The sequence below is a fragment of the Mucilaginibacter robiniae genome (assembly GCF_012849215.1).
In the GTDB taxonomy this organism is placed as follows: Bacteria; Bacteroidota; Bacteroidia; order Sphingobacteriales; family Sphingobacteriaceae; genus Mucilaginibacter; species Mucilaginibacter robiniae.
Genome location: NZ_CP051682.1, coordinates 4,615,384 through 4,636,694, shown reverse-complemented (window position 1 = coordinate 4,636,694; position 21,311 = coordinate 4,615,384). Strand labels below are relative to the sequence as shown.

The window sequence follows — 21,311 nt, the reverse complement described above, 5'->3', positions numbered from 1 at the left end:
ACCTAGTTTTTTCTATTTCCCATATTCAACATGAGTGATGTTTTAGGCAAAGCCCTGTATGACTATCAGTTCCAGAACTCTCCAGGCAAACTCTGGATTAATAACCGTTATGGCGAACGTGAGCTCATGGACCTGGCTATTTATTTCAGGAATGAAGACGACATGACTGATTTGGAATGGCTGGCGATGAACGAGTGCCGGGGCAAAGTTCTGGATATTGGCGCTGCTGCGGGCAGCCATGCACTGGAACTGCAAACCCGAGGGTATGACGTAACCGCTTTAGACATATCACCACTAGCCATAAATGTAATGCAGGCACGTGGCGTACACAAAGTGCAGCAAGCAGATATATTCACCTATTCAGGTACCACTTACGATACTTTATTATTGTTGATGAATGGTATAGGTTTAGCCGGAACACTAAAAGATTTACCAGCTTTACTACTACATATGAAAAGCTTGTTAGAACCTGGCGGTCAGTTACTCTTCGATTCATCTGATGTAACTTACTTGTATGATGGTAACCTGCCTGCTAATCAGGTTTATTACGGCGAAATTGCTTATCAGTATCAATACAAACAACAAAAATCCAACTGGTTTAATTGGCTATATGTTGACGAGCAAAGCCTACTTGAAGTAGCGAATGAAGCTGGCTTTGCTACTGAAGTATTATATGAAGATGAATACCAGCAATATTTAGTTCGGTTAACTACTATTTAGCAATTTTGTAATGCATAAAAGCTAAATAGCAGTTAAAAAACAAACATTATGTAAAAAAGCTGTGGTATTTAGAAAGTATCGAGTACTATAAAGGAACTTTTCTGTAAATTTCCTTCACACTCAACTACAAATCAACTCCACAGTGTATGAAAAAAACATTTTTATGTGCGCTTCTAATAGCATCCGGTGTATGGGTAAAGGCCCAGGATGCAACTGGCTACCAGATGCCTCCTAAGGCAATGGCCGATTTACTCTTGGCTAAACCCACCCCTTCGGTAAGCCTGAATGCTAAGGGAGAATGGATGCTGCTCAGCGACCGGAACTCTTACCCCTCTGTTGAAGAATTAGCACGCCCAGAACTACGTATAGCCGGCTTACGCATCAATCCAAACAACTTTGCACTTAGTCGGCAAAATTTTATTAGTGGGTTCACCCTGAAAAATGTAAAAACTGGTCAAACCTATACAATTGTCGGCTTGCCTGCTCCTCTTTACGCTGGTTTGCCAACTTGGAATACGAATGAAACAAAAATCAGCTTTACACAAACTACCGCAAAGGGTGTTGATCTGTACGTAATTGATGTAGCTGCCCACAAAGCCACCAAAATCAATAAACAGCCATTAAACACTATACTGAACGCTCGTGTAGTATGGACTGATCCGAATACGGTGTTGTACTATACGGCAGCTAAACCTGTAAGTGCAGCTCCAGCCAAGCCCTTAATGCCTAAAGGTCCGGTTATTCAGCAAAATTTAGGAAAAGCAGCCCCAAGTGCCACTTATGAGGATTTAATTAAAACACCCTATGATGAACAGCTATTTGAATTTTATGGCACTTCGCAACTGGTACGTAACAAAAATGGTATAGAAACACCTATAGGTAAGCCGCAGATTTACAGTAGTGTAAGCATATCACCCGATAAAAAATATATACTGGAACGTACTATCCGTAAGCCTTTTTCCTACTTAGTAACTGCACAAGGCTTCCCTTCTACTATACAAATTACTGACTTGAATGGTAAACTGGTAAAAACATTAGCTACGCTGCCCTCATCAGAAGGCAGACCATCCGGCTATGATAATGTGCAGAATATATCTCGCGATTTTGACTGGCGGGATGATGAATCGGCTACCATAACCTGGGCACACCCATTGGATAGCGGTATGATTAAAAAGAAAGTAGAATACCATGATGCTGTATATGCTTTAAGTGCACCCTTTACAGGTGAACCTAAAGAATTGTTTAAAACACAATTGCGTTACCGCAATGTACAATGGGGCAATGCTACGTTAGCTTTGGTGAGTGAAAATTCTCGTTCAAATCAAACAACGCGTGTTAGCCGGTTTAATGCTAGCACTGGTGTTTTAGAAAAGCTGTATGACCGTAACGAGACGGATGCTTACAGTGCATTGGGGCAACCTGTAACGACTAAGAATAATTATGGCCGCGATGTGATTTTATTAACAGGTAATGGTACTAAGTTGTTATACAACAACCCAATTGGTTCATCACCTAAAGGCGATTTGCCTTTTTTAGCGAAGTATGACCTAAACACTAAAAAAAGTGACATTGTATGGCGTTGTGGCGAAGGATATTATGAAAGTGTGGTAGATGTAATTGATCCGAACAAACTAATTGTTTTAACCCGGCGTGAATCTAAAACTGAAGTTCCTAATTACTATATCAAAAACTTGAGTCAGTCAGGAGCTGATATAGCAGTTACCCGCTTCACTAACCCTTATCCTGGCCTTGCCGGTGTAACCAAACAAAAAGTAAAATATAAACGTGCAGACGGTATAGATATGACCGGCGATTTATATCTGCCTAAAGGTTACAACAAGGATAAAGACGGACCGTTGCCGGTATTAATTTGGGCTTACCCACGTGAGTATAATTCGGCTGATGATGCGGCACAGGTTCGTGGTTCTGAAAACCGGTTTACAGTAATTGGCGGTGGTAGCCCAATCTTCTTTGTAACGCAGGGCTATGCTATATTAGATAATGCAGAAATGCCGATTGTTGCCAAAGACGGCAAAAAGCCAAACGATACCTTTGTGGAACAATTACAGTTGAATGCTGAAGCCGCAATCAACAAACTGGCTGATATGGGCGTGGGCGACCGAAACCGAGTTGCTGTAGGCGGACATAGCTATGGTGCCTTCATGACAGCTAACCTATTAGCACATACTGGTTTGTTTAAGGCCGGTATTGCCGAAAGTGGTGCTTATAACCGTACGCTTACTCCCTTTGGTTTCCAGAATGAAGACCGTACATATTGGGATGATCCTAAATTGTATTATGACATGAGTCCGTTCAGCTTTGCTAATCAAATAAAAACGCCGATACTTTTAATACATGGGGATGCTGATGATAACCCTGGCACCTTCCCTATTAATAGCGAGCGTTTGTTCAACGCCATTAAAGGTTTTGGTGGTACCGTACGCTTTGTGTTTTTACCATACGAAGCTCATGGCTACCGCGGACGGGAAAACCTTTTGCACAAGCTTTGGGAAATCAACGAGTGGATGAACACCTATGTAAAAGGTGCTAAACCTATGCAAACCGCACAAGCAAAATAATCTGTACATTCATATTTAAACCAAAGAGGTGAAACATGTATCCATGTTTCACCTCTTTGGTTTATTAGCAAATTCGTATTGACCGCTTAGTGTCAGTATGTAGTTGTTTTATTCTATACCATGAACTTTCATCTGCATAGTATATACTGCTTTTGATGCGGTGATAAAAAGCACATCTTTATGCTTGCCACCAAAAGCAACGTTGGCAGTCCAAGGCTCGGCTATGGCAATCAAGCCAATTTGTATGCCTTGCGGATTGTAAATATAAACCCCTTTTGAACCAGTTAAATACACATTACCTTGGCTATCCAGCGTCATTCCATCTGAGCCTTGCTGCGTAAATAGCCGCTGGTTAGTTAATTTACCATCGGCGGCAATGTCAAACTTGTAGGTTTTATTGGCGCCAATATCCGCTACAAACAGGTACTTGCCATCGGCTGTACCTACAATGCCATTAGGCTTTTGTACCTGTATTGGTAATACTTGTGCTTCAGTTTTACCTGATGGTAGGTAATATACTTTTTCGCCGGAGATGTCCGGTTTGCGGCCATTCCAATAATCGCGTACATAAAGCGGATCGGTAAAGTAAATACCTCCATGGGCATCTACCCATAAGTCATTAGGTCCGTTTAACCGATGCCCTTCAAAATTTTTTAACAACACGGTTCTTTTCTTATCCGGGCTGAACGAAATAAGTTCATTATTATCATCAGCACAAGAAATCAGGTTTCCTTTCCGGTCGAAATACATACCGTTTGATCGGCCACTAGGGCCAGCAAATTTGGATAGCTTGCCTTGCGTATCATACTCCCAAATAGCATCATTAGGCTGATCGGTAAAAAACACATTACCTTTTTTGTCAACCGCTGGCCCTTCAGTAAATTCAAACTGCTTACTTACCTGTACAGGTCGGGTTTGTGCATCGAATAATCCTATTGTTGAATAAGTAGAATCTGTGGCAACTGTTGAATGTGTTATAATTTTAGAGGCTTGCAACTGAGCTGCAAAAACGGCTGTTGATAGCCATACACCTACCGCAAATAATTTGCTGATCGATTTCATAGTAGTTAGTTTTGCCAAAAGTCGGAATTATTTAAACTAAAACAAGTTGCTTGTTGCCGACTTATATATTCGCATGTATAGTAAAGAGCAATCTTCACAAATTAAACAAACTTTCTGGACTACTTTTGGGCAGTACATTGCTCCCCAACCCTCTGCCGAAGGTTTGCGCATCAACTGGATTAATTATAAAACATGTATCAAATACGTTAATTTCCGGATGCAGGTCGAAAATCGTTCAGCATCAATTGGTATTGAAATCTCACACCCGGATACTGGCATACAGGAGTTGTTTTTTGAACAGTTTCAAGAATTAAAGTTGGTACTGCATGATGCACTGCAGGAAGAATGGACCTGGAATTTACACAGCACAGGCGAATACGGTAAAACTATTAGCCGGATCTATAAAGAATTATCTGGCGTAAGCATTTTTAATCGGGACGACTGGCCCAAACTTATATCATTTTTCAAGCCGCGCATTGTTGCTTTAGATGAGTTCTGGAGCGATGCTAAATATAGTTTTGATGCTTTAAAGTAGTTTGAAACAACTTTATTCAAATGCGCATGTTAATCTTTAATGAAAGTACTGATTTCAACTATAATTCTGCTTTCTATACACATGGTAAGTTTGTCCCCAAAAAAAAGGTTTATTTTGTTGTTCGCTGATAATAGCAGTAACAAGTATTTGCAAGAGCAGTTACAAATATTACAATCTGATAAACCCAGCTTAAAGGAACGCGATTTAGAGATCAAAACCTACTTTGCAAGCCATGATCAAGCTCTATTTAACACCAAAAGTATTAAAGCAAACTTTACCTTTTTGTTAATTGGTAAAGATGGTGGCGAAAAGTTAAGAAGCACCAAACCTATTGCTCTTGCCAAATTGTTCGGCACCATTGATGCCATGCCTATGCGGCAAGATGAAATGAAACATCCACATCAAAACTAGAAATCATGGATTTACAACTCGAAAATAAAATAGCTTTAGTTACGGGTTCAACCGCTGGTATTGGGTATGCTATAGCCAAAGCCTTAGCTAATGAAGGTGTAACTGTTTATGTGAACGGACGTACTAACGAACGTGTTCAAGATGCCGTAAATAAGCTTAAACAAGAAACTAGCCATACAGAGATTCATGGCATAGCTGCTGATTTTAGTAAAGTAGATGAGATCAATTCATTAATCAAGCAGTTACCGGAGGTAGATATTTTGGTGAACAACGTAGGCATATTTGAACCTAAAGCGTTTACAGATATTACTGATGATGACTGGTTGAAATTTTATGAAGTAAATGTATTAAGCGGCGTTCGGCTTTCCAGAGCTTATTTTAATACTATGATAAAAAAGAATTTGGGCCGCATCATTTTCGTTTCCAGCGAATCAGCTTTGCAAATACCAGAAGAGATGATTCACTATGGCGTAACTAAAACAGCGCAAATAGCCGTGGCGCGTGGCTTAGCTGAATTAACTAAACATACTAATGTAACTGTAAATACGGTGCTACCCGGACCTACTTTTTCAAAAGGTGTAGGTGGCTTTATAGAAAGCCTGGCTCAAGAAAAAGGTAAAAGTACAGAAGCTATGGAAAAAGAGTTTTTTGAGCACATGCGACCTACCTCTATTTTGCAGCGTTTTATTGAACCAGAAGAAATTGCTAATATGGTTGCTTACCTGGCTAGTCCGCTTTCATCGGCTACCAACGGCGCGGCTATACGTGTTGATGGTGGTGTGGTAAAAAGTGCAGTTTAGCAAATGCTTAAAATAGCTATCTTTGTGCGCTGGTATTCAAACTTGCATAGCTTATGCCCGAACTTTCTGTCGTTATTACCGTACTGAACGAAAAAGACAACATTCAGCCTCTGATTGCCGAAATCAGAAAAGCATTGTACAATCTGGATTATGAAGTTGTATTTGTAGATGATGGATCGGACGATGGTACTCAACAGGACATTGTTCGCAATGCTGACGACCGTATAAAGCTGGTAGAGTTACGCAAAAACTATGGCCAAAGCACAGCCATGACAGCCGGTATTGATTACACTACAGGCGAGTATGTGGCCTTGCTGGATGGCGATTTGCAAAACGATCCTAATGATATTCCTTCCATGCTGCAGAAGCTGAAGGATGAAGATTGGGATGTTGTAGCTGGTAATCGTGCCAACCGGCAGGATGGTGTGTTTCTACGTAAAATACCTAGCAAAATCGCCAATGCATTAATCCGCCGTTTAACTGGCGTTTATATTAAAGATTACGGTTGTACATTAAAAGTATTCAGGCGTGAAATAGCCGAAAACTTAGGCTTATACGGCGAACTACATCGTTTTATACCTGTGTTGGCTAAACTACAGGGTGCACGTATTACGCAGGTTGATGTAACGCACCATGCCCGTATTCATGGCAAATCTAAATACGGCATTAACCGTACCTTCAAAGTAATTAGCGATTTGATACTAATGGTATTTTTTCGCAAATACATACAAAAGCCTATGCACCTGTTTGGTAGCATCGGTTTTATTTCTTTATTCCTGGGGGTAATTATCAATGCTTACTTGCTGGTACTTAAAATATTAGGTCATGATATTGGTGGCAAACCCCTGCTTATTTTAGGTTTGATATTTTTATTGGGCGGCATACAGCTGATTACCTTAGGTATTCTGGCCGAAGTGAACGTTCGAACTTACTTCGAGTCGCAGAACAAAAAAACATATCAGGTACGAAAGTTATATATAGGTAAACAGGTTATCAAACCGGCCACTGTAGGTAGCTAATCGGCTTCCTAAACTATCCATGCTCACCTATAAACCTAAACTAAAAATTGCAGACAAGCGGTTGCTGTTTATCGTTTGCCTGAGTGTCATAACCTTTTTTGTTCATTTAGGTAAGGCACCTATATACATTTTGGATGAAGCTAAAAATGCGCAATGTGCCCGCGAAATGCTGCTGAACCATAATTGGATAGTACCTACTTTCAATCAAACCTTACGTACCGATAAGCCACCATTGCATTACTTCTTCATGACGGCGGCTTATGTAGTTTTTGGTGTTAATGCTTTTGCGGCTCGCTTTTTTTCGGCTGTTTGCGGCTTACTGATTGTTGTTGCTACTTATTTGTTTGCGGCTAAACACATTAACAAACAAGTTGGGCTTTTAAGTGGGTTCATACTGCTCAGTTCATGGCATTTTGGTTTAGAAATGCGCATGGCCGTTCCGGATCCATATTTAATTTTGTTGATAATACTAGCGCTTTATAGCATCTACTTGTTTTATAACTCATCATTTACACAGTTTAAGTATGCATTCTACTTTTATGTATGTATAGGTTTTGGCTTGTTGGCTAAAGGGCCTGTTGCCTTGTTATTACCGGTAATAACAATTACTACATTTCTGCTTTTACAAAAACAGCTTACCTGGGCTACTATAGTTCAATTCAAACCGTGGTATGGTATAATGATTTTAATATCAATCAGCTTGCCATGGTATTATCTCGTTGATCGGCAAACCCATGGCTTATGGACCAGCGAATTTTTACTTAAACATAACTACCACCGTTACATTAGTCCGAAAGAAAAGCATGGCGGTTTCTTTTTGTTAACTACTTTGTATATAATTGTAGGACTGCTACCATCTTCTGTTTTTATTTATCAAACAACTGTACATACTTATAAAAAAGCGCTTATTAATAGTTTTATCCGGTTTGTTGCAGTTGGCGTTATAGTGATTGTTGTTTTCTTTAGCTTTTGCAGCACTAAACTCCCAAACTATGCTATGCCATGCTATCCGTTGCTAAGCATCTTGTTGGCTAACTATATAGATCAGGTACTACGCAATAATACTACCATCAAACCATATATTATTGCTTTGCTAGTAATTGGTTGTGCTATACCTATAGTGCTATACATCATTATACCCCAGCAAAGCAGCTTAAAACCGTTAAGTTATACATGGCTACCCTATTTATTGTTGCCCACTGGCATTGCTATAGCTTTATATTACCAATATAGCAACACGTTATACAAAAACAGGTTCAGTATCTATTTTGCTTTATTCTCGTTTATGATTACGGGCTGGATACTTCATTTATATACCTACAGTCAAGTTTATACCCTTAATCCGGTAACAACCGGATTAAATACTTACCCTGTTCATGAGCCTTTAGTATCTTATCGACTTTATAATCCGGCATATAATTTTCAATTGAAACAACCGGTAAAAAGATTTGAGAATGTGGATAGCTTACGTACTTACTTGCAGATGCACCCCGAAAGCCAAGTAGTAACCCATAGTGACCATCTTGAAGATCTGAAAGATTTGCCACTGGTTATATACTTTAAGGGCGACGATATTTTTGAGAAACATACCAATTATATGCTAAAGCACCTATAAAAAAAGGCTTACCTAGGTAAGCCTTTTTTATTATTGTGGTGGATTCGTTCTTGAAGTATCTCTTCTTGCCGTATCCCGACCTGCAGAGTCTGTAGTTACTGGTCTCGACGTTGTTCCTGATGAATCACTCATCATACTGGTGCTGTCTGACGATCCGCTGGCAGCACGTTCAGAACTGCAACTGGTGGTTATAGAGGCTAGTATTGCAACGGCAAAGGCTAAACCTAAAAAGTTCTTTTTCATAAATTGTTGATAATTAATTGTTTGTTGTCTCATTAAATAACATCAACCTCAATCAATTGTTCTGATAATATTTTAACTACCGATTAAATTAAACCATTACAATCAATTCAAACCTGAGTAACATGCCTTTATAGAGCTTTCTTGGCTTTTTTATTTACTTTCAAAAGCTTGAAATAATTACTTTAATATGGAACGATTATCTAACCGTATTAATCGTATCTAACGTTAATAGTCAATATAATAGCAATGCATAACGTAGCTGTTGTAAAGGAATTTTAAATTCGTCACTTTATTAAACAAACAGCAACATGCAAACATTTGTTAATTATAATACTTTCCTGAATAAAGGTTTTACCATATCAACAGATAACAGCTTGCTGAATTTTGATGTAGTTTATAGTTTTTTGACAAAGGAATCCTATTGGGCAAAGGGGTTAACTGCCGAACGCCTACACAAAGCAATAGCAGGTTCGGTATGTTTCGGAATCTATAAAAATCAGGAACAGGTTGGTTTTGCGAGAGTAATAACCGACAAAGCTACATTCGCCTACATTTGTGATGTATTTGTACTTCAAGCTTACCGCGGTATAGGTTTATCCAAATGGTTAATACAAACAATATTAAATTATCCGGAATTTGACGGTTTAAGAAGATGGACGTTGGCTACTGCCGATGCACATGGCCTGTATCAGCAAATGGGTTTTAACCCGTTGAACAATACTGATAGGTGGATGGAAATTTTTACTCCTTACCCGGTTATTACTGATTTATAAGAGAATGAATATCAGACGAATGATTTTAGAGGGGGAAGGTGTATCGCAGGATTTTAAAAAAACGATAACCAGTTGCGAGAAGATAGCCAAAACAATGGTGTCCTTCGCCAACAATAAAGGAGGGCGCCTATTAATTGGCGTGGCTGATGACGGCTCTATTAAAGGCGTAAAATCAGAAGATGAAGAGCGTTATATGATTACCAAGGCGGCACATTTTTATGCCCGTCCTGCTTTAGAACCGGCTTTTGAGGAGATATACATTGATGACAAAGTAGTGCTGATTGCAGAGATTGAAGAGAGCGACACAAAACCTCACTACGCTTTGGGCGATGATGGTAAATGGTGGGTGTACATCCGAATAAAAGATAAAAGTGTACTGGCCAGCAAAATTGTGGTAGATGTATTAAAACGTTCCGACAATAAAGAAGGTGTATTAATAGAGTATTCCTCTAAAGAAAAAGCTTTATTGGAGTATCTGGATAAACACGAACGTATTACGGTAAAAGAATACTGTGATCTGCTGAATTTAAGCCGCAGGCGTGCACAGCGTATCTTGGTTAATTTAGTTTTATCAGGCGTTGTACGGGTACATACTACTGAAAAGGAAGAGTTTTACACCGCAAGTTAATGATTAAGGTATTCCGCTTAAAGCAGTATCTTTGCTGCCCTTTATAAATAAGCAGTATGCCTTTTCATAAATACAAAACTCATTACCGTGATAATCTAAAATTAGCTATTCCGGTAGTTATCTCACAGCTGGGGCATACGCTGGTACAATTATCTGATAGTGTTATTGTGGGGCATTTTGCCGGTACAATATCGCTTGCTGCGGTATCATTAGTAAACAGCATTTTTTTACTGGCTATGGTGATTGGCTTGGGCATGTCATACGGTATTACTCCGCTTATTGCCCAGCAAAATGGCATGCATAACTATGCAGCATGCGGCAAGTTGCTGTCGAATAGTATTTGCATTAATCTGCTAACTAGCATCTTACTATTCTTATTGCTTTACTTTGGTGGCGGATGGCTGCTAGCACATCTGGATCAATCTCCAGCAGTTTTACAGCAAGCCAAACCATTTATGCTACTGCTCTCCGCCTCTATCATACCCATGCTTATTTTTAACACTTTTAAGCAGTTTGCAGAAGGCTTGGGATTTACCAAACAGGCCATGATGATTTCTATTTGGGGTAACGTTCTTAACATCTGCCTGGGAATCATCTTTGTAAAAGGCTTGTTTGGTACTAAACCTATGGGAATAAGTGGTGTAGGTTACAGCACTTTGATTGATCGTACCATTATGGCTATTGTAATGGGTATTTATGTGTTCCGGTCTGTTCACTTCAAAAAATATTTGGACCAGTTTTCTATCACCTACATCAATCGTTTACAATGCATGCAGCTAATCCGCATTGGTGCACCTGTATCAATGCAGTATGCCTTTGAAGTAAGTGCTTTTAGTGCAGCAGCTATCATGACAGGCATAATTAGCCCAATACAGCAAGCGGCGCACCAAGTAGCTATCAACCTAGCTTCATTAACCTACATGATGGCCAGTGGTTTATCTGCTGCTGCTGCCATAAAAACAGGTAACTATTTTGGAGCTAAAAATTATCTGCAGCTAAAATCATCAGCTATTGCAGGGTACCATATTGTACTGGCATTCATGTTCATTATGGCGTTGGTATTTGTAGTAGGTAATAGTTGGCTCCCGTGGATAGTGACTTCTGATCCTAAGGTAATAACATTAGCTTCTCAACTACTTATCATTGCCGCTGTATTCCAGTTGTTTGATGGCGCCCAAGTTATGGGATTAGGTATACTACGGGGCATGGGCGATGTAAACGTACCTACCATCATCACCTTTTTGGCCTACTGGATAGTAGGATTACCCTTAGGTTATTTGTTAGGTTTACATTTGCACTTAGGTGCACAATGGGTTTGGTACGGATTAGTAGCGGGTTTAGCTGTAGCTGCAATTTTACTTTACCTGCGCTTTCAGGTTACTACAACCAAACAGGCTCAGGCTTATGTAGCTAAAAGGTTAGAAATATAGCTCGGTAGCTACTTTATAGGTATTACAATGTGCATCCACAATATCTTTAATTTGGGGTGAGTAGCCACCGCCCATACTTACCTGTACTGGGATACCAGCTTGCTTGAATTGTGCTAAAACCAAATAGTCGCGTTCACGGCAGGCTTCTTTACTTAACGCCAGCTTGCCCAATTTATCCGAGGCCAGCACATCAACACCCGACAGATAAAAAATAAAATCAGGCTTCTGTTGGTTAATCAATTCAAGAACTGTTTCCCTTACAATAGTTAAAAATTCTTCATCTGCAACGTTATCCTGTAAAGCAATATCCAGATCAGATTTTTCTTTACGATAGGGAAAGTTGTTTGCCCCGTGCATAGAAAAAGTAAATACCCGAGGCTCATGCTCAAATATCTGCGCTGTACCATTACCTTGATGCACATCTAAATCAATAATTAATATAGACTTAGCTAAATTATTATTTAGTAAATAATTAGCAGCAATTGCTTGATCATTCAGCATACAGAATCCTTCGCCCCAATTTGTACCTGCATGATGGGTGCCACCAGCCACGTTGAAGGCAATACCGTTAGCAAAAGCAAAATGACAACCATCAATAGTTCCTTTAGCAATACGTACTTCACGTTCTACTAATTGCCCGTTAAGCGGAAAACCTATACGTCGTTGCTCTTTGGCTGGTAAGGTTAAATCTCGTAACTGCTCCCAATAGGTTTTATCATGTGTCCACAATATGGTGTCTTCATCTAGTGCCTTAGGAGAAAAAAGATTTTCAGGTGTTATTACCCCTTCGTGCAGTAATTGTGCTGGTATTAACTCATACTTCAGCATTGGAAAGCGATGGCCTTCGGGTAAAGGATGAGCATAGATAGGATCAAACGCAATCTTTAACATAACATTACAGGCCTATTATAACTAAAAATGATCAACAGCTTTGGCTAAATGTTGCCCTGCCCGGAAAACATCTGTAAATGAGTTATACAAGGGCACCGGACTCAACCTAATGACATCAGGTTCACGCCAATCTCCTATAATGCCTTGGCTATACAGGTAATCGAAAATTTCTTTACCCTTTTGTTTGCAAATGATGGATAATTGGCAGCCTCGCTCCTGCTCATTTTCTGGGGTGATAACTTTAAAAAGCTCATTACCTGCTTTTTGATTAATTTCATCAATCAAAAACTTTAAGTAGCCGGTAAGTTGTATACTTTTTTGGCGTAAGGGTAGTATGCTTCCTGCTTCATTAAAAATATCCAATGCCACTTTGTGTGCAGCCATTAACAATATCGGACTGGTGCTTACCTGCCAGCCTTCTGCACCTGTTTCAGGCTCAAAGCCAGCTGCCATTTTGAACCGGGTATCATTACGATAACCCCACCATCCGGCAAGACGATTAAGCGATGAATTAGTGAAATGCTTTTCGTGTACAAATATGCCGCTAATGCCTCCCGGACCAGAATTCATGTATTTGTAAGAACACCAACATGCAAAATCAACTTCCCAATCATGTAAAGCTAAAGGAACATTACCAGCAGCGTGCGCCAAATCAAAGCCTACATAGGCTCCAGCTTGATGAGCAGCTTTAGCAATGCTAGATAAATCAAAAAATTGCCCGGTATAATAGTTTATACCGCTAAACAATACAAGAGCCAGTTCATCAGCATTATCCTGTATTGCAGTTAATATATCTTCTGTTCTCAATGTTTCTTCACCCTCACGTGGAAACACTTCAATAATGGCATCTTGTGGCGCGTAGCCATGAAACTTCACCTGGCTCTCTACAGCATATTGATCAGACGGGAAAGCACCACCTTCCATCAAAATCTTGAATCTTTTTGTTGTAGGTTGATAGAAGCTGACCAGCAGTAAATGCAGGTTTACGGTTAAGGAGTTCATTACCGTAACTTCGGCAGGCCTAGCACCAATCATATCAGCTAAAGGTTTTTTTAGCTGCTGATGATAGTTCAACCATGGGTCAGAACCTTGAAACCAACCTTCAACGGCCAAGTTCTGCCAAACGGCTAATTGCTCTTGAATATACTGATACGTAGCTTTAGGTTGCAAGCCTAAAGAATTGCCACATAGATAAATAGCATCCTGCTGATGATGCTTTGGGATTAAGAACTTCTCACGGAAATTAGCTAGTTTATCTTGTTGATCTAATTGCTGAGCAAACTCGATATTATTCTGATAATTCATCAGCCAATTATACAAAAAAGGCAGAATGTTAAATCTGCCTTTCTGTTATAATGACATTTTGTTGTGTTCGCCTTCTTCGTATTTTTTACCGGTTATTTTTGCCTGTATCCATTTAAAGGCAACCGCTAGTGGACCGGCACTGTTATCCCAATATTCAACATCGCTCACATCCACTTTCAACAATGTTAAAGTTGGATCTTCCAAGCCATTTGGGAAAAAGGCTTGTATGTAAGGATCCCACAGTTCTTGCATTTTCACACGATTGTCAACTACACTGGCTATACCATTTATGCTGATATAAGTAGAAGCACCACTGTTAGTATAGGTAACGTTCACTTTGTTATCCTGCGATATTTCTGCAACTTTTGGAGAAAACTCATTGGTAAAAAACCACAAACTACCATCTACATCTAACTGGGCAGTACCCATAGGGCGGCTATGAAAGCCATTAGTAGCCGTAAACGTGGTGAGCATGCCTGTTTTTGATTTGTCAATCATCGTTCTTAGCATGTCGATATTTTCCAATTTTTTCATGTCTTTTTCGTAATCCATGGCTCAAGTTTTTATAGGTATTTAAACTATAACCATGAAAAAACATTTTTGATTGAAAAATTAACGATTTGGCTTGCTCACGTAAATATTGCCTTTTACATAAAAGCGATAAGGCAGCAAGGCATCTTCAGCTGCATAGGCAACACCTATTCGTGGTGCGGCCACCATATTCTCCTCTGCATAAGTCAGTCCTTGGTCTTCAATCCATAACTGATCACTTTGAAAACTTATACCATTTAGTTTTCGGGATATGCCTAAAGCCTTACCTACTGAACCTGGACCCGAAGTTATAGTTGGTTTCACTACAGCCATATTGCGCCTGTGTTGCATAACATCTAAGCCTACAGTTGGATTGATGGCTCGAATTAATACGGCATGTGGCTGCCCTTCAACCGAAGTAACTACATTTAGCATTTCATGAATACCATAACATAGATACACATAAGCCACACCGCCGTGCTGAAACAGCGTTTGTGTACGTGATGTTAAACGATTACCATACGCATGTGAAGCTTTATCTATGCCTCCATTATAAGCTTCTGTTTCAACTATGTATCCGCCAGTAAGTAAACCATCAATACAAGTAAACAAATACTTACCTAAAAGGCTTTTGGCTACTTCAACAACATTGGAATTTAAATAAAATGATTCAGGTAGTTTCATGTTATTAGTATCGATTGTAGTATTTTACTTACTTCTTCCCCTTTTTTAAACACCATATCATGTGTGCCACCTGATACAACGGCATCTGCATTTTTAATTAGCTTATGAGAGAAAATAAAATCTTTCGTTCCCATAATATGATAAATTTTGCCAGACAGTATTTTCGGCTCCCAATGTAGTACAGCATGCATAGCCCACTTCATGAAGGTTGAGGATGTTTGTTCCAGCATACTTTTAAATTGTTGCCATTCGGTTTGGGTCATGCTGCCAAATAAAGGCTTAATTAGGGAGCCCATTGTAGTATAAAAACTTAATGGTAAAATTTTATAAAGTGGAACTTTACGAAACAGTTTAAAGTACCAGGGAAACTCAGTTGCCGATTTAATGCTGGATATAATAACAGCTTGGTGCAGCGGTACAATGCTACTAATTTCAACCGTCATAATTCCGCCCAGAGAAACGCCGACAACTGTAGAACCAGGCAAGATGTTATACTGCTGAATTAACTTTTGTGCATAGGTGTGGATCGTGTCATGAGTTTCAGGCTCAAGCCAATCCACATGTACGTATTCATAGCCAGGTAAATGAATATTGTTAAACAAACGTCTATCCGCACCTAAACCTGAGATTAAAAATATTTGAGGCATTACCACTCAATCAGTTTCACCAGTTGCTCCAGGTATTGCGCATCAGCTTCGTCGAACTGACTCAGTTCTTCACTATCTACATCCAGTACCCCAACTATCTGCCCGTTATGAAATAATGGAACTACGATTTCTGATTTTGATAGCGAACTGCAAGCAATATGACCAGGAAAGGCTTCAACATCGGGCACCAATAAAGTTTTTTCCTGTTGCCATGCTGCCCCACAAACTCCTTTACCCAAACCTATACGCGTACAAGCTACCGGACCTTGAAACGGGCCAAGTACTAGCTGATTATCTTTCACCAAGTAAAAGCCTACCCAAAACCATTTAAACTGCTCTTTTAAGGCAGCACAGATATTGGCTAAGTTGGCTACTAAGTCGGTTTCCCCTTGTATTAGAGCTTCAATTTGAGGAATCAATGATTGGTATTGTGCCGCTTTGTCGGCAGTTTGCAGGATGGTTAAATCTTCGGCCATGCCACAAAAGTAAACAGGCAGGCCTTAAACTAAATAAGGCAAATATCATTTTTAATCATTTATTTCGCTTTTGTAAATGATTGTCAGTCTCACTATTGTTCGCTACCGTAAAGCGTTTGTTCCATTTGCTCTGTTAGCTATGGCCTTGCATCGTTTACCGTTGGTGCTGCAAAAAGGTTGTACTTTCTGGAAGCTATTAGGCTGCGGTAAAAACGGAAGCTTTGACTTGACGCCTGACTGGCAACAATGGGGGTTGCTGGCTTCCTGGAACACCTGCGAAGACTTTGAACGGTTCTATACCTCTTCATTTGTTGCAGGCTGGTGGCGCAAGCTGACTACCGAAAGCTGGACGATTTTAGCCGAGCCGCTTCAAAGCCATGGCAAATGGGATGGGCAAGAGCCTTTTGGTCAACCAAATAATAAAACATACAATGGCCCGGTTGCTGTGCTTACACGTGCTACCATACGATTAAACAGGTTGAAGAACTTTTGGTCGAATGTAGATCAGGCAGCGCAGCTAATGACTAAATCTGAAGGTTATATCGCCTCAGTTGGTATTGGCGAGGCTCCGGCAGTAAGGCAAGCCACTTTTTCTATTTGGGAAAGTATAGACGATGTAAAAGCGTTTGCTTATCGTTCGCGTGAACACGCCGAGGTTATTAAGAAAACACGAAGTGAAAACTGGTACAGTGAAGAGTTATTTGCCCGTTTCAAACCTATAGCAGCCTGGGGAACGCTAAATGGAGTTGATCCGCTGCAAGGTAAAATCAAATTTAATGCACAATGAGAGTTATTGCTGAAGTACCGCATCCTGAATTTAAAGTTTCTATTATGAGCATGAACCAAAAGTTCATCATCAAAATTGAACAAGGCAGTTTGGAGCAGACCTACAAAATACCAGATATGGACTTAACGGAAGGTGTGAACAGCGTATTTGAATTGCTGGATGAGGAGTTTTACAAAACGGTTGCTAGTCGCTTCACTGATATGCGTAAAGATTGGAAAGCAACCTACTTTAGATACAACTATTAAACGCTAAACGGATGATGTTTAATAAACTGCCAGGGGCCACCTTGGTAAGCGAATAAATTAAGGCCGGTACCTTCTGTTGTGAAAGGCTCAAAACTTTCAGCCAATTGTTCCTTTAACAAACGAGCTTGTTGCGGAGCAACCTTATTCTGTATGGTAACATGCGGCCAAAGCTTCTGCCTGTCTTGCGGAGTTAACCACGTATCCCATTGTTGTTGTAAGTGTTTGTGCATGCGCATCAATTCTGTACAAACAATCTGGTAAGCAACCCCATTACCAATACTTTTTACTTCTGTTACTTGCAATTGCATCTGCTGGTATTGTTCACAAACTTGTTCAATGCTTTCTATAATTGAAGTTTCTTCTGGTGGTAAATGGTGAAATAAAGTTAAATGCGCATCCAGATAATTTCTTTCTACCGGAAAATGCTCTTTACGCAAAGCGTTAAAGAAATCTTGTGCAGAATCATCTAAGGCTAAAGTAAGTATCATCGGCGCATCAATCATGTGCAAACAACAACGCTTTTCACCAACTGTTTAGCAGATTAAAACATCACAAAAACTTTCACACAACAATATAGGCTTACGCTAGCTTTTCCTTGTTGAAGATTAAAGACTTAATAGTTGGAAATCATGACTTGCAGATTGAATTTTTTACTTGCATAAATAAAAATTATTATGCTGTTTTGCACAAAATTTATAAAACATCACAGTCGTCATAAAAAATGAAAATACAAAGCATCATTAAGCCCATAACCGTAGCAGTATCTGCCCGGTTTGTTGCTGCTTTGCGTTCCACTATTTTCATGTATATCCCCTCACGACGACGATTGTTTATTCCACGGGTTTGATTTACTCGTAGTCAGTACTACTCAAAACCCAATTGAAGTTTTTAGTAAAACTTCTTATCAGCAAAACCATTTAATTAATTAAGGCCTTTAAAGCCAATAATTTAACGGTATTTCGTTTATTACTCATGACTATTCAAGACTTCGACATATTAGTTGCCACAGCACAACAGGCTGATTATGCTCCGCAAATTTGCGATGAGATGGCAGCATCGGCTAAAGCGCGTGGTACAGGCATTGCACAGCGTTCGCCGGAATATGTTGCTAATAAAATGCTGGAAGGCAAAGCCGTGATTGCTTTGCATAAAGATGGCACTTGGGCCGGTTTCTGCTACATTGAAACCTGGAGCCACGGCGATTTTGTGGCTAATTCAGGTTTAATTGTTAACCCGGAGTTCCGCAAGGTAGGTTTAGCTAAGGCCATTAAGCAAGCTGTTTTCAACCTTTCCCGTGAAAAGTACCCTAACGCTAAAATATTTGGATTAACTACTGGCTTGGCGGTTATGAAAATTAATTCTGAATTAGGTTATGAGCCTGTTACCTATTCAGAACTTACTCAGGATGAAGATTTCTGGAAAGGCTGCCGCAGCTGTGTAAACTATGATATCTTAACTGCTAAGGGTCGTAAAAACTGTTTATGTACGGCCATGCTTTGGGACCCCATAGATAAGCAAAAACAGGAAGAAGAACGTATAAAAAAACTTACGCATAAGGCAACCTTGCTGGAGCGTATTGAAAGTGCCCTGAAAGGCACTGTTAAAGTATTTACCTTTTAAGTATTAGTTGCACCATAATATATAATGAAGAAAAAAGTAGTATTAGCATACAGTGGCGGTTTAGATACCTCATTCTGCTGCATTTACCTGACACGTGATTTAGGTTTGGAAGTACACTCGGTAATTGTAAATACGGGTGGCTTTAGCGAAGAAGAACTGAAGCAGGTTGAAGAACGTGCTTACAAAATGGGCGTTACCTCGCACCATGTTGTTGATGAAACTGAAAACTTCTACAACACTTGTATTCGCTTCCTGATTTATGGCAACGTGTTAAAAAATAACACTTATCCCCTGTCAGTAAGTGCTGAGCGGGTGAGCCAGGCTACTGCTATTGCAAACTACGCTAAAGAAATTGGTGCAGAGTACGTGGCTCATGGCAGTACCGGTGCTGGTAATGACCAGGTTCGTTTCGATATGATCTTTAACATCCTGGTGCCTAATGTGCAGATATTAACGCCTATTCGCGACTTAAAACTGAGCCGTGAAGAAGAGATTGAATACCTGAAAAAGCACGGTGTTGAAATGAACTTTGATAAGGCCAGATATTCTATCAACAAAGGTATTTGGGGCACATCAGTTGGCGGTAAAGAAACTTTAACCTCCAACTTAGGTTTGCCTGAAGATGCATGGCCAACACCAGCCACATCAACTGAGACTAAAAAACTGGAGTTAGTATTTGAGAAAGGCGAATTAGTAGGTATTGATGGTACAACATACAGCCATCCAACCAAAGCTATTCAGGCCCTTCAAGCTATTGCACAGCCTTATGGCATTGGGCGTGATATTCATGTGGGCGATACCATCATTGGCATTAAAGGTCGTGTTGGTTTTGAAGCCGCTGCGCCTATCATTATTATCAAAGCACACCATACGCTTGAAAAGCACGTATTAACCAAATGGCAGCTTTCCTGGAAAGATCAGTTATCATCTTTCTACGGTAACTGGTTGCACGAAGGTCAGTTCCATGACCCGATTATGCGTAACATTGAAGCTTTTTTAAGTGATACTCAACATAATGTAAGTGGCAAAGTGTTTATAGAATTGTTCCCTTACCGTTTCCAAGTTACGGGTATTGAATCAAGTCACGATTTGATGTCGAACAAATTCGGCAGCTATGGTGAAATGAACAACGCCTGGACTGGTGATGATGTAAAAGGCTTCTCAAAAATATTTGGTAATCAAGTGATGATTTATCACAAAGTAAATCAGTAATTATATTGAACACACAAGGAATTCCAACTGTAATGGTACCGCTTACCGGCGGTACTCAAATTAAAGCAGGCATTATTGGCGGCGCAGGTTATACCGGTGGCGAACTATTGCGCATCCTAATTAACCATCCGGATGTAGAAATTACATTTGTACATAGCAACAGCAATGCCGGCAATTACCTGTATGAAGTGCATACTGACTTGTTTGGTGATACCGACTTAAAGTTCACCAACACGATGTCAAGCCTGATTGATGTGCTGTTTCTGTGTGTCGGTCATGGTGATGCCCGAAAATTTCTAGAAGCAAATACTTTTCCAGAAAGTGTTAAGGTGATTGATTTAAGTCAGGATTTCAGATTAAAAGAAAAAGCCAGCTTAACGTACACCCACCTTTTACAGGATGGAAAGCGTGATTTTGTATATGGCTTACCTGAACTTAACCGGGATGCGATAAAGCAAGCCAGCAATATTGCCAACCCAGGCTGCTTTGCTACCTGTTTACAGCTAGGCTTATTACCGTTGGCAGCAAGCAATAACCTGAATGCCGAAGTCCATATTACGGCTACCACGGGTTCTACCGGCGCAGGGCAAAGCTTATCGTCCACCTCACATTTTACCTGGCGTAATGATAACTTGTCGGTGTACAAAGCTTTTGAACACCAGCACTTAAAAGAGATCAACCAATCGCTAAAGCAATTGCAAGGTGGTTTTGATAAGTCTATCAACTTTATACCTTACCGAGGCGATTTTACCAGAGGTATTATTGCTTCCATGTATCTGGAGAGCAATTTAACGCAGGAAGAAGCATTAAAGCTTTACACTAATTTTTACAATGCACATCCGTTTACGCATGTAACCAACCGGAATATTGATTTAAAGCAGATTGTGAATACCAATAAATGCTTTATTCAGGTGCAGAAAAAAGATAATAAATTGTTTATCATCAGTATTATGGACAATTTATTAAAAGGTGCATCCGGTCAGGCTGTACAAAACATGAACTTAATGTTTGGTCTGGAAGAAACCAGTGGGTTACGCATTAAAGCCGTAGCTTTTTAATTATTTGATATTAACGTTTAACTTTTCACTTTCAATTCAA

General features: G+C 39.8%; 24 protein-coding genes. 15 read left to right on the top strand and 9 right to left on the bottom strand.

Translation table 11 applies throughout. From position 1 onward, the window contains the following. Positions 1–30 precede the first annotated feature (30 nt). Together HH214_RS20335 and HH214_RS20330 are read left to right on the top strand one after the other, a co-directional pair. A complete protein-coding gene (locus tag HH214_RS20335; protein WP_169610771.1) occupies positions 31–720 on the top strand; it encodes a class I SAM-dependent methyltransferase in 690 nt (229 codons plus the stop codon). Positions 721–866: 146 nt separating this feature from the next. Further along, positions 867–3,299, top strand: a complete 2,433-nt coding sequence (locus HH214_RS20330; protein WP_169610770.1) for a prolyl oligopeptidase family serine peptidase — start codon at positions 867–869, stop codon at positions 3,297–3,299. Between the two features lie 108 nt (positions 3,300–3,407). Here HH214_RS20330 and HH214_RS20325 read toward each other — a convergent pair whose 3' ends face one another. Then, positions 3,408–4,361: an SMP-30/gluconolactonase/LRE family protein gene (locus tag HH214_RS20325; RefSeq protein WP_169610768.1), complete on the bottom strand. Its 954-nt coding sequence runs from the start codon at positions 4,359–4,361 to the stop codon at positions 3,408–3,410. Positions 4,362–4,407: 46 nt separating this feature from the next. Here HH214_RS20325 and HH214_RS20320 point away from each other — a divergent pair, with 46 nt between their 5' ends. Genes HH214_RS20320 through HH214_RS20300 form a run of 5 tightly spaced genes read left to right on the top strand, consistent with a single transcriptional unit; the run spans position 4,408 to position 8,741 of the window. Continuing rightward, entirely contained in the window at positions 4,408–4,896 is a 489-nt protein-coding gene (locus tag HH214_RS20320; RefSeq protein ID WP_315853180.1) for a DUF4268 domain-containing protein, read from the top strand. Positions 4,897–4,935: 39 nt separating this feature from the next. Next, positions 4,936–5,307: a DUF4174 domain-containing protein gene (locus HH214_RS20315; RefSeq protein ID WP_169610765.1), complete on the top strand. Its 372-nt coding sequence runs from the start codon at positions 4,936–4,938 to the stop codon at positions 5,305–5,307. A gap of 5 nt (positions 5,308–5,312) precedes the next feature. Then, positions 5,313–6,107 (top strand): SDR family NAD(P)-dependent oxidoreductase, encoded by a 795-nt coding sequence (locus HH214_RS20310; protein WP_169610763.1) that lies wholly within the window; start codon positions 5,313–5,315, stop codon positions 6,105–6,107. Between the two features lie 53 nt (positions 6,108–6,160). Further along, positions 6,161–7,126, top strand: a complete 966-nt coding sequence (locus HH214_RS20305; protein ID WP_169610760.1) for a glycosyltransferase family 2 protein — start codon at positions 6,161–6,163, stop codon at positions 7,124–7,126. A gap of 19 nt (positions 7,127–7,145) precedes the next feature. After that, a complete protein-coding gene (locus HH214_RS20300) occupies positions 7,146–8,741 on the top strand; it encodes an ArnT family glycosyltransferase (RefSeq protein WP_169610758.1) in 1,596 nt (531 codons plus the stop codon). A gap of 30 nt (positions 8,742–8,771) precedes the next feature. Here the strand turns inward: HH214_RS20300 and HH214_RS20295 are convergent, their stop codons facing one another. Then, the gene (locus tag HH214_RS20295) at positions 8,772–8,984 is read right to left on the bottom strand and encodes a hypothetical protein (RefSeq protein ID WP_169610756.1); all 213 of its coding nucleotides are present in this window, start codon (positions 8,982–8,984) and stop codon (positions 8,772–8,774) included. A gap of 308 nt (positions 8,985–9,292) precedes the next feature. Between HH214_RS20295 and HH214_RS20290 the strand changes: the two genes are divergently transcribed. The 3 genes from HH214_RS20290 to HH214_RS20280 are packed head-to-tail and all read left to right on the top strand — an operon-like array spanning position 9,293 to position 11,815. After that, positions 9,293–9,757 carry a GNAT family N-acetyltransferase gene (locus tag HH214_RS20290; RefSeq protein WP_169610754.1) on the top strand — a complete coding sequence of 155 codons (465 nt, stop codon included), beginning with the start codon at positions 9,293–9,295 and terminating at the stop codon, positions 9,755–9,757. Between the two features lie 4 nt (positions 9,758–9,761). Next, complete coding sequence (locus HH214_RS20285) at positions 9,762–10,385, top strand: RNA-binding domain-containing protein (protein WP_169610752.1); 624 nt, start codon at positions 9,762–9,764, stop codon at positions 10,383–10,385. A 56-nt stretch (positions 10,386–10,441) separates the two neighbouring features. Beyond that, complete coding sequence (locus HH214_RS20280) at positions 10,442–11,815, top strand: MATE family efflux transporter (protein WP_169610750.1); 1,374 nt, start codon at positions 10,442–10,444, stop codon at positions 11,813–11,815. On the opposite strand, the gene HH214_RS20275 is transcribed toward HH214_RS20280, so the two are convergent. The 6 genes from HH214_RS20275 to HH214_RS20250 are packed head-to-tail and all read right to left on the bottom strand — an operon-like array spanning position 11,804 to position 16,349. Next, positions 11,804–12,706: a histone deacetylase family protein gene (locus HH214_RS20275; protein ID WP_169610747.1), complete on the bottom strand. Its 903-nt coding sequence runs from the start codon at positions 12,704–12,706 to the stop codon at positions 11,804–11,806. The genes HH214_RS20280 and HH214_RS20275 overlap by 12 nt on opposite strands. Before the next feature lie 21 nt (positions 12,707–12,727). Beyond that, positions 12,728–14,011, bottom strand: a complete 1,284-nt coding sequence (gene kynU, locus HH214_RS20270) for a kynureninase (RefSeq protein ID WP_169610745.1) — start codon at positions 14,009–14,011, stop codon at positions 12,728–12,730. A gap of 45 nt (positions 14,012–14,056) precedes the next feature. Then, positions 14,057–14,563: a pyridoxamine 5'-phosphate oxidase family protein gene (locus HH214_RS20265; protein ID WP_169610743.1), complete on the bottom strand. Its 507-nt coding sequence runs from the start codon at positions 14,561–14,563 to the stop codon at positions 14,057–14,059. A gap of 60 nt (positions 14,564–14,623) precedes the next feature. After that, entirely contained in the window at positions 14,624–15,226 is a 603-nt protein-coding gene (locus tag HH214_RS20260) for a DNA-3-methyladenine glycosylase (RefSeq protein WP_169610741.1), read from the bottom strand. Next, complete coding sequence (locus tag HH214_RS20255; RefSeq protein ID WP_169610739.1) at positions 15,223–15,873, bottom strand: alpha/beta hydrolase; 651 nt, start codon at positions 15,871–15,873, stop codon at positions 15,223–15,225. The genes HH214_RS20260 and HH214_RS20255 overlap by 4 nt, the downstream gene beginning before the upstream one ends. Further along, a complete protein-coding gene (locus tag HH214_RS20250; protein WP_169610737.1) occupies positions 15,873–16,349 on the bottom strand; it encodes a GAF domain-containing protein in 477 nt (158 codons plus the stop codon). Before HH214_RS20250 ends, HH214_RS20255 begins: the two co-directional genes overlap by 1 nt. Before the next feature lie 76 nt (positions 16,350–16,425). On the opposite strand from HH214_RS20250, the gene HH214_RS20245 reads away from it, so the two are divergent. Beyond that, positions 16,426–17,136 (top strand): DUF3291 domain-containing protein, encoded by a 711-nt coding sequence (locus tag HH214_RS20245; RefSeq protein ID WP_169610736.1) that lies wholly within the window; start codon positions 16,426–16,428, stop codon positions 17,134–17,136. Continuing rightward, complete coding sequence (locus HH214_RS20240; protein ID WP_169610734.1) at positions 17,133–17,381, top strand: hypothetical protein; 249 nt, start codon at positions 17,133–17,135, stop codon at positions 17,379–17,381. The genes HH214_RS20245 and HH214_RS20240 overlap by 4 nt, the downstream gene beginning before the upstream one ends. Here the strand turns inward: HH214_RS20240 and HH214_RS20235 are convergent. Next, a complete protein-coding gene (locus HH214_RS20235; RefSeq protein ID WP_169610733.1) occupies positions 17,378–17,884 on the bottom strand; it encodes a 2'-5' RNA ligase family protein in 507 nt (168 codons plus the stop codon). The two genes, HH214_RS20240 and HH214_RS20235, sit on opposite strands and share 4 nt — an antisense overlap. A 469-nt stretch (positions 17,885–18,353) precedes the next feature. Here HH214_RS20235 and HH214_RS20230 point away from each other — a divergent pair, with 469 nt between their 5' ends. The 3 genes from HH214_RS20230 to argC are packed head-to-tail and all read left to right on the top strand — an operon-like array spanning position 18,354 to position 21,271. Then, on the top strand, positions 18,354–19,001 hold the full coding sequence (locus HH214_RS20230) for a GNAT family N-acetyltransferase (RefSeq protein ID WP_169610731.1): 648 nt from the start codon (positions 18,354–18,356) through the stop codon (positions 18,999–19,001). A gap of 24 nt (positions 19,002–19,025) precedes the next feature. After that, the gene (gene argG / locus HH214_RS20225) at positions 19,026–20,213 is read left to right on the top strand and encodes an argininosuccinate synthase (RefSeq protein ID WP_211166269.1); all 1,188 of its coding nucleotides are present in this window, start codon (positions 19,026–19,028) and stop codon (positions 20,211–20,213) included. A gap of 32 nt (positions 20,214–20,245) precedes the next feature. Next, positions 20,246–21,271 carry an N-acetyl-gamma-glutamyl-phosphate reductase gene (gene argC, locus HH214_RS20220; RefSeq protein WP_169611233.1) on the top strand — a complete coding sequence of 342 codons (1,026 nt, stop codon included), beginning with the start codon at positions 20,246–20,248 and terminating at the stop codon, positions 21,269–21,271. Positions 21,272–21,311: the final 40 nt, after the last annotated feature.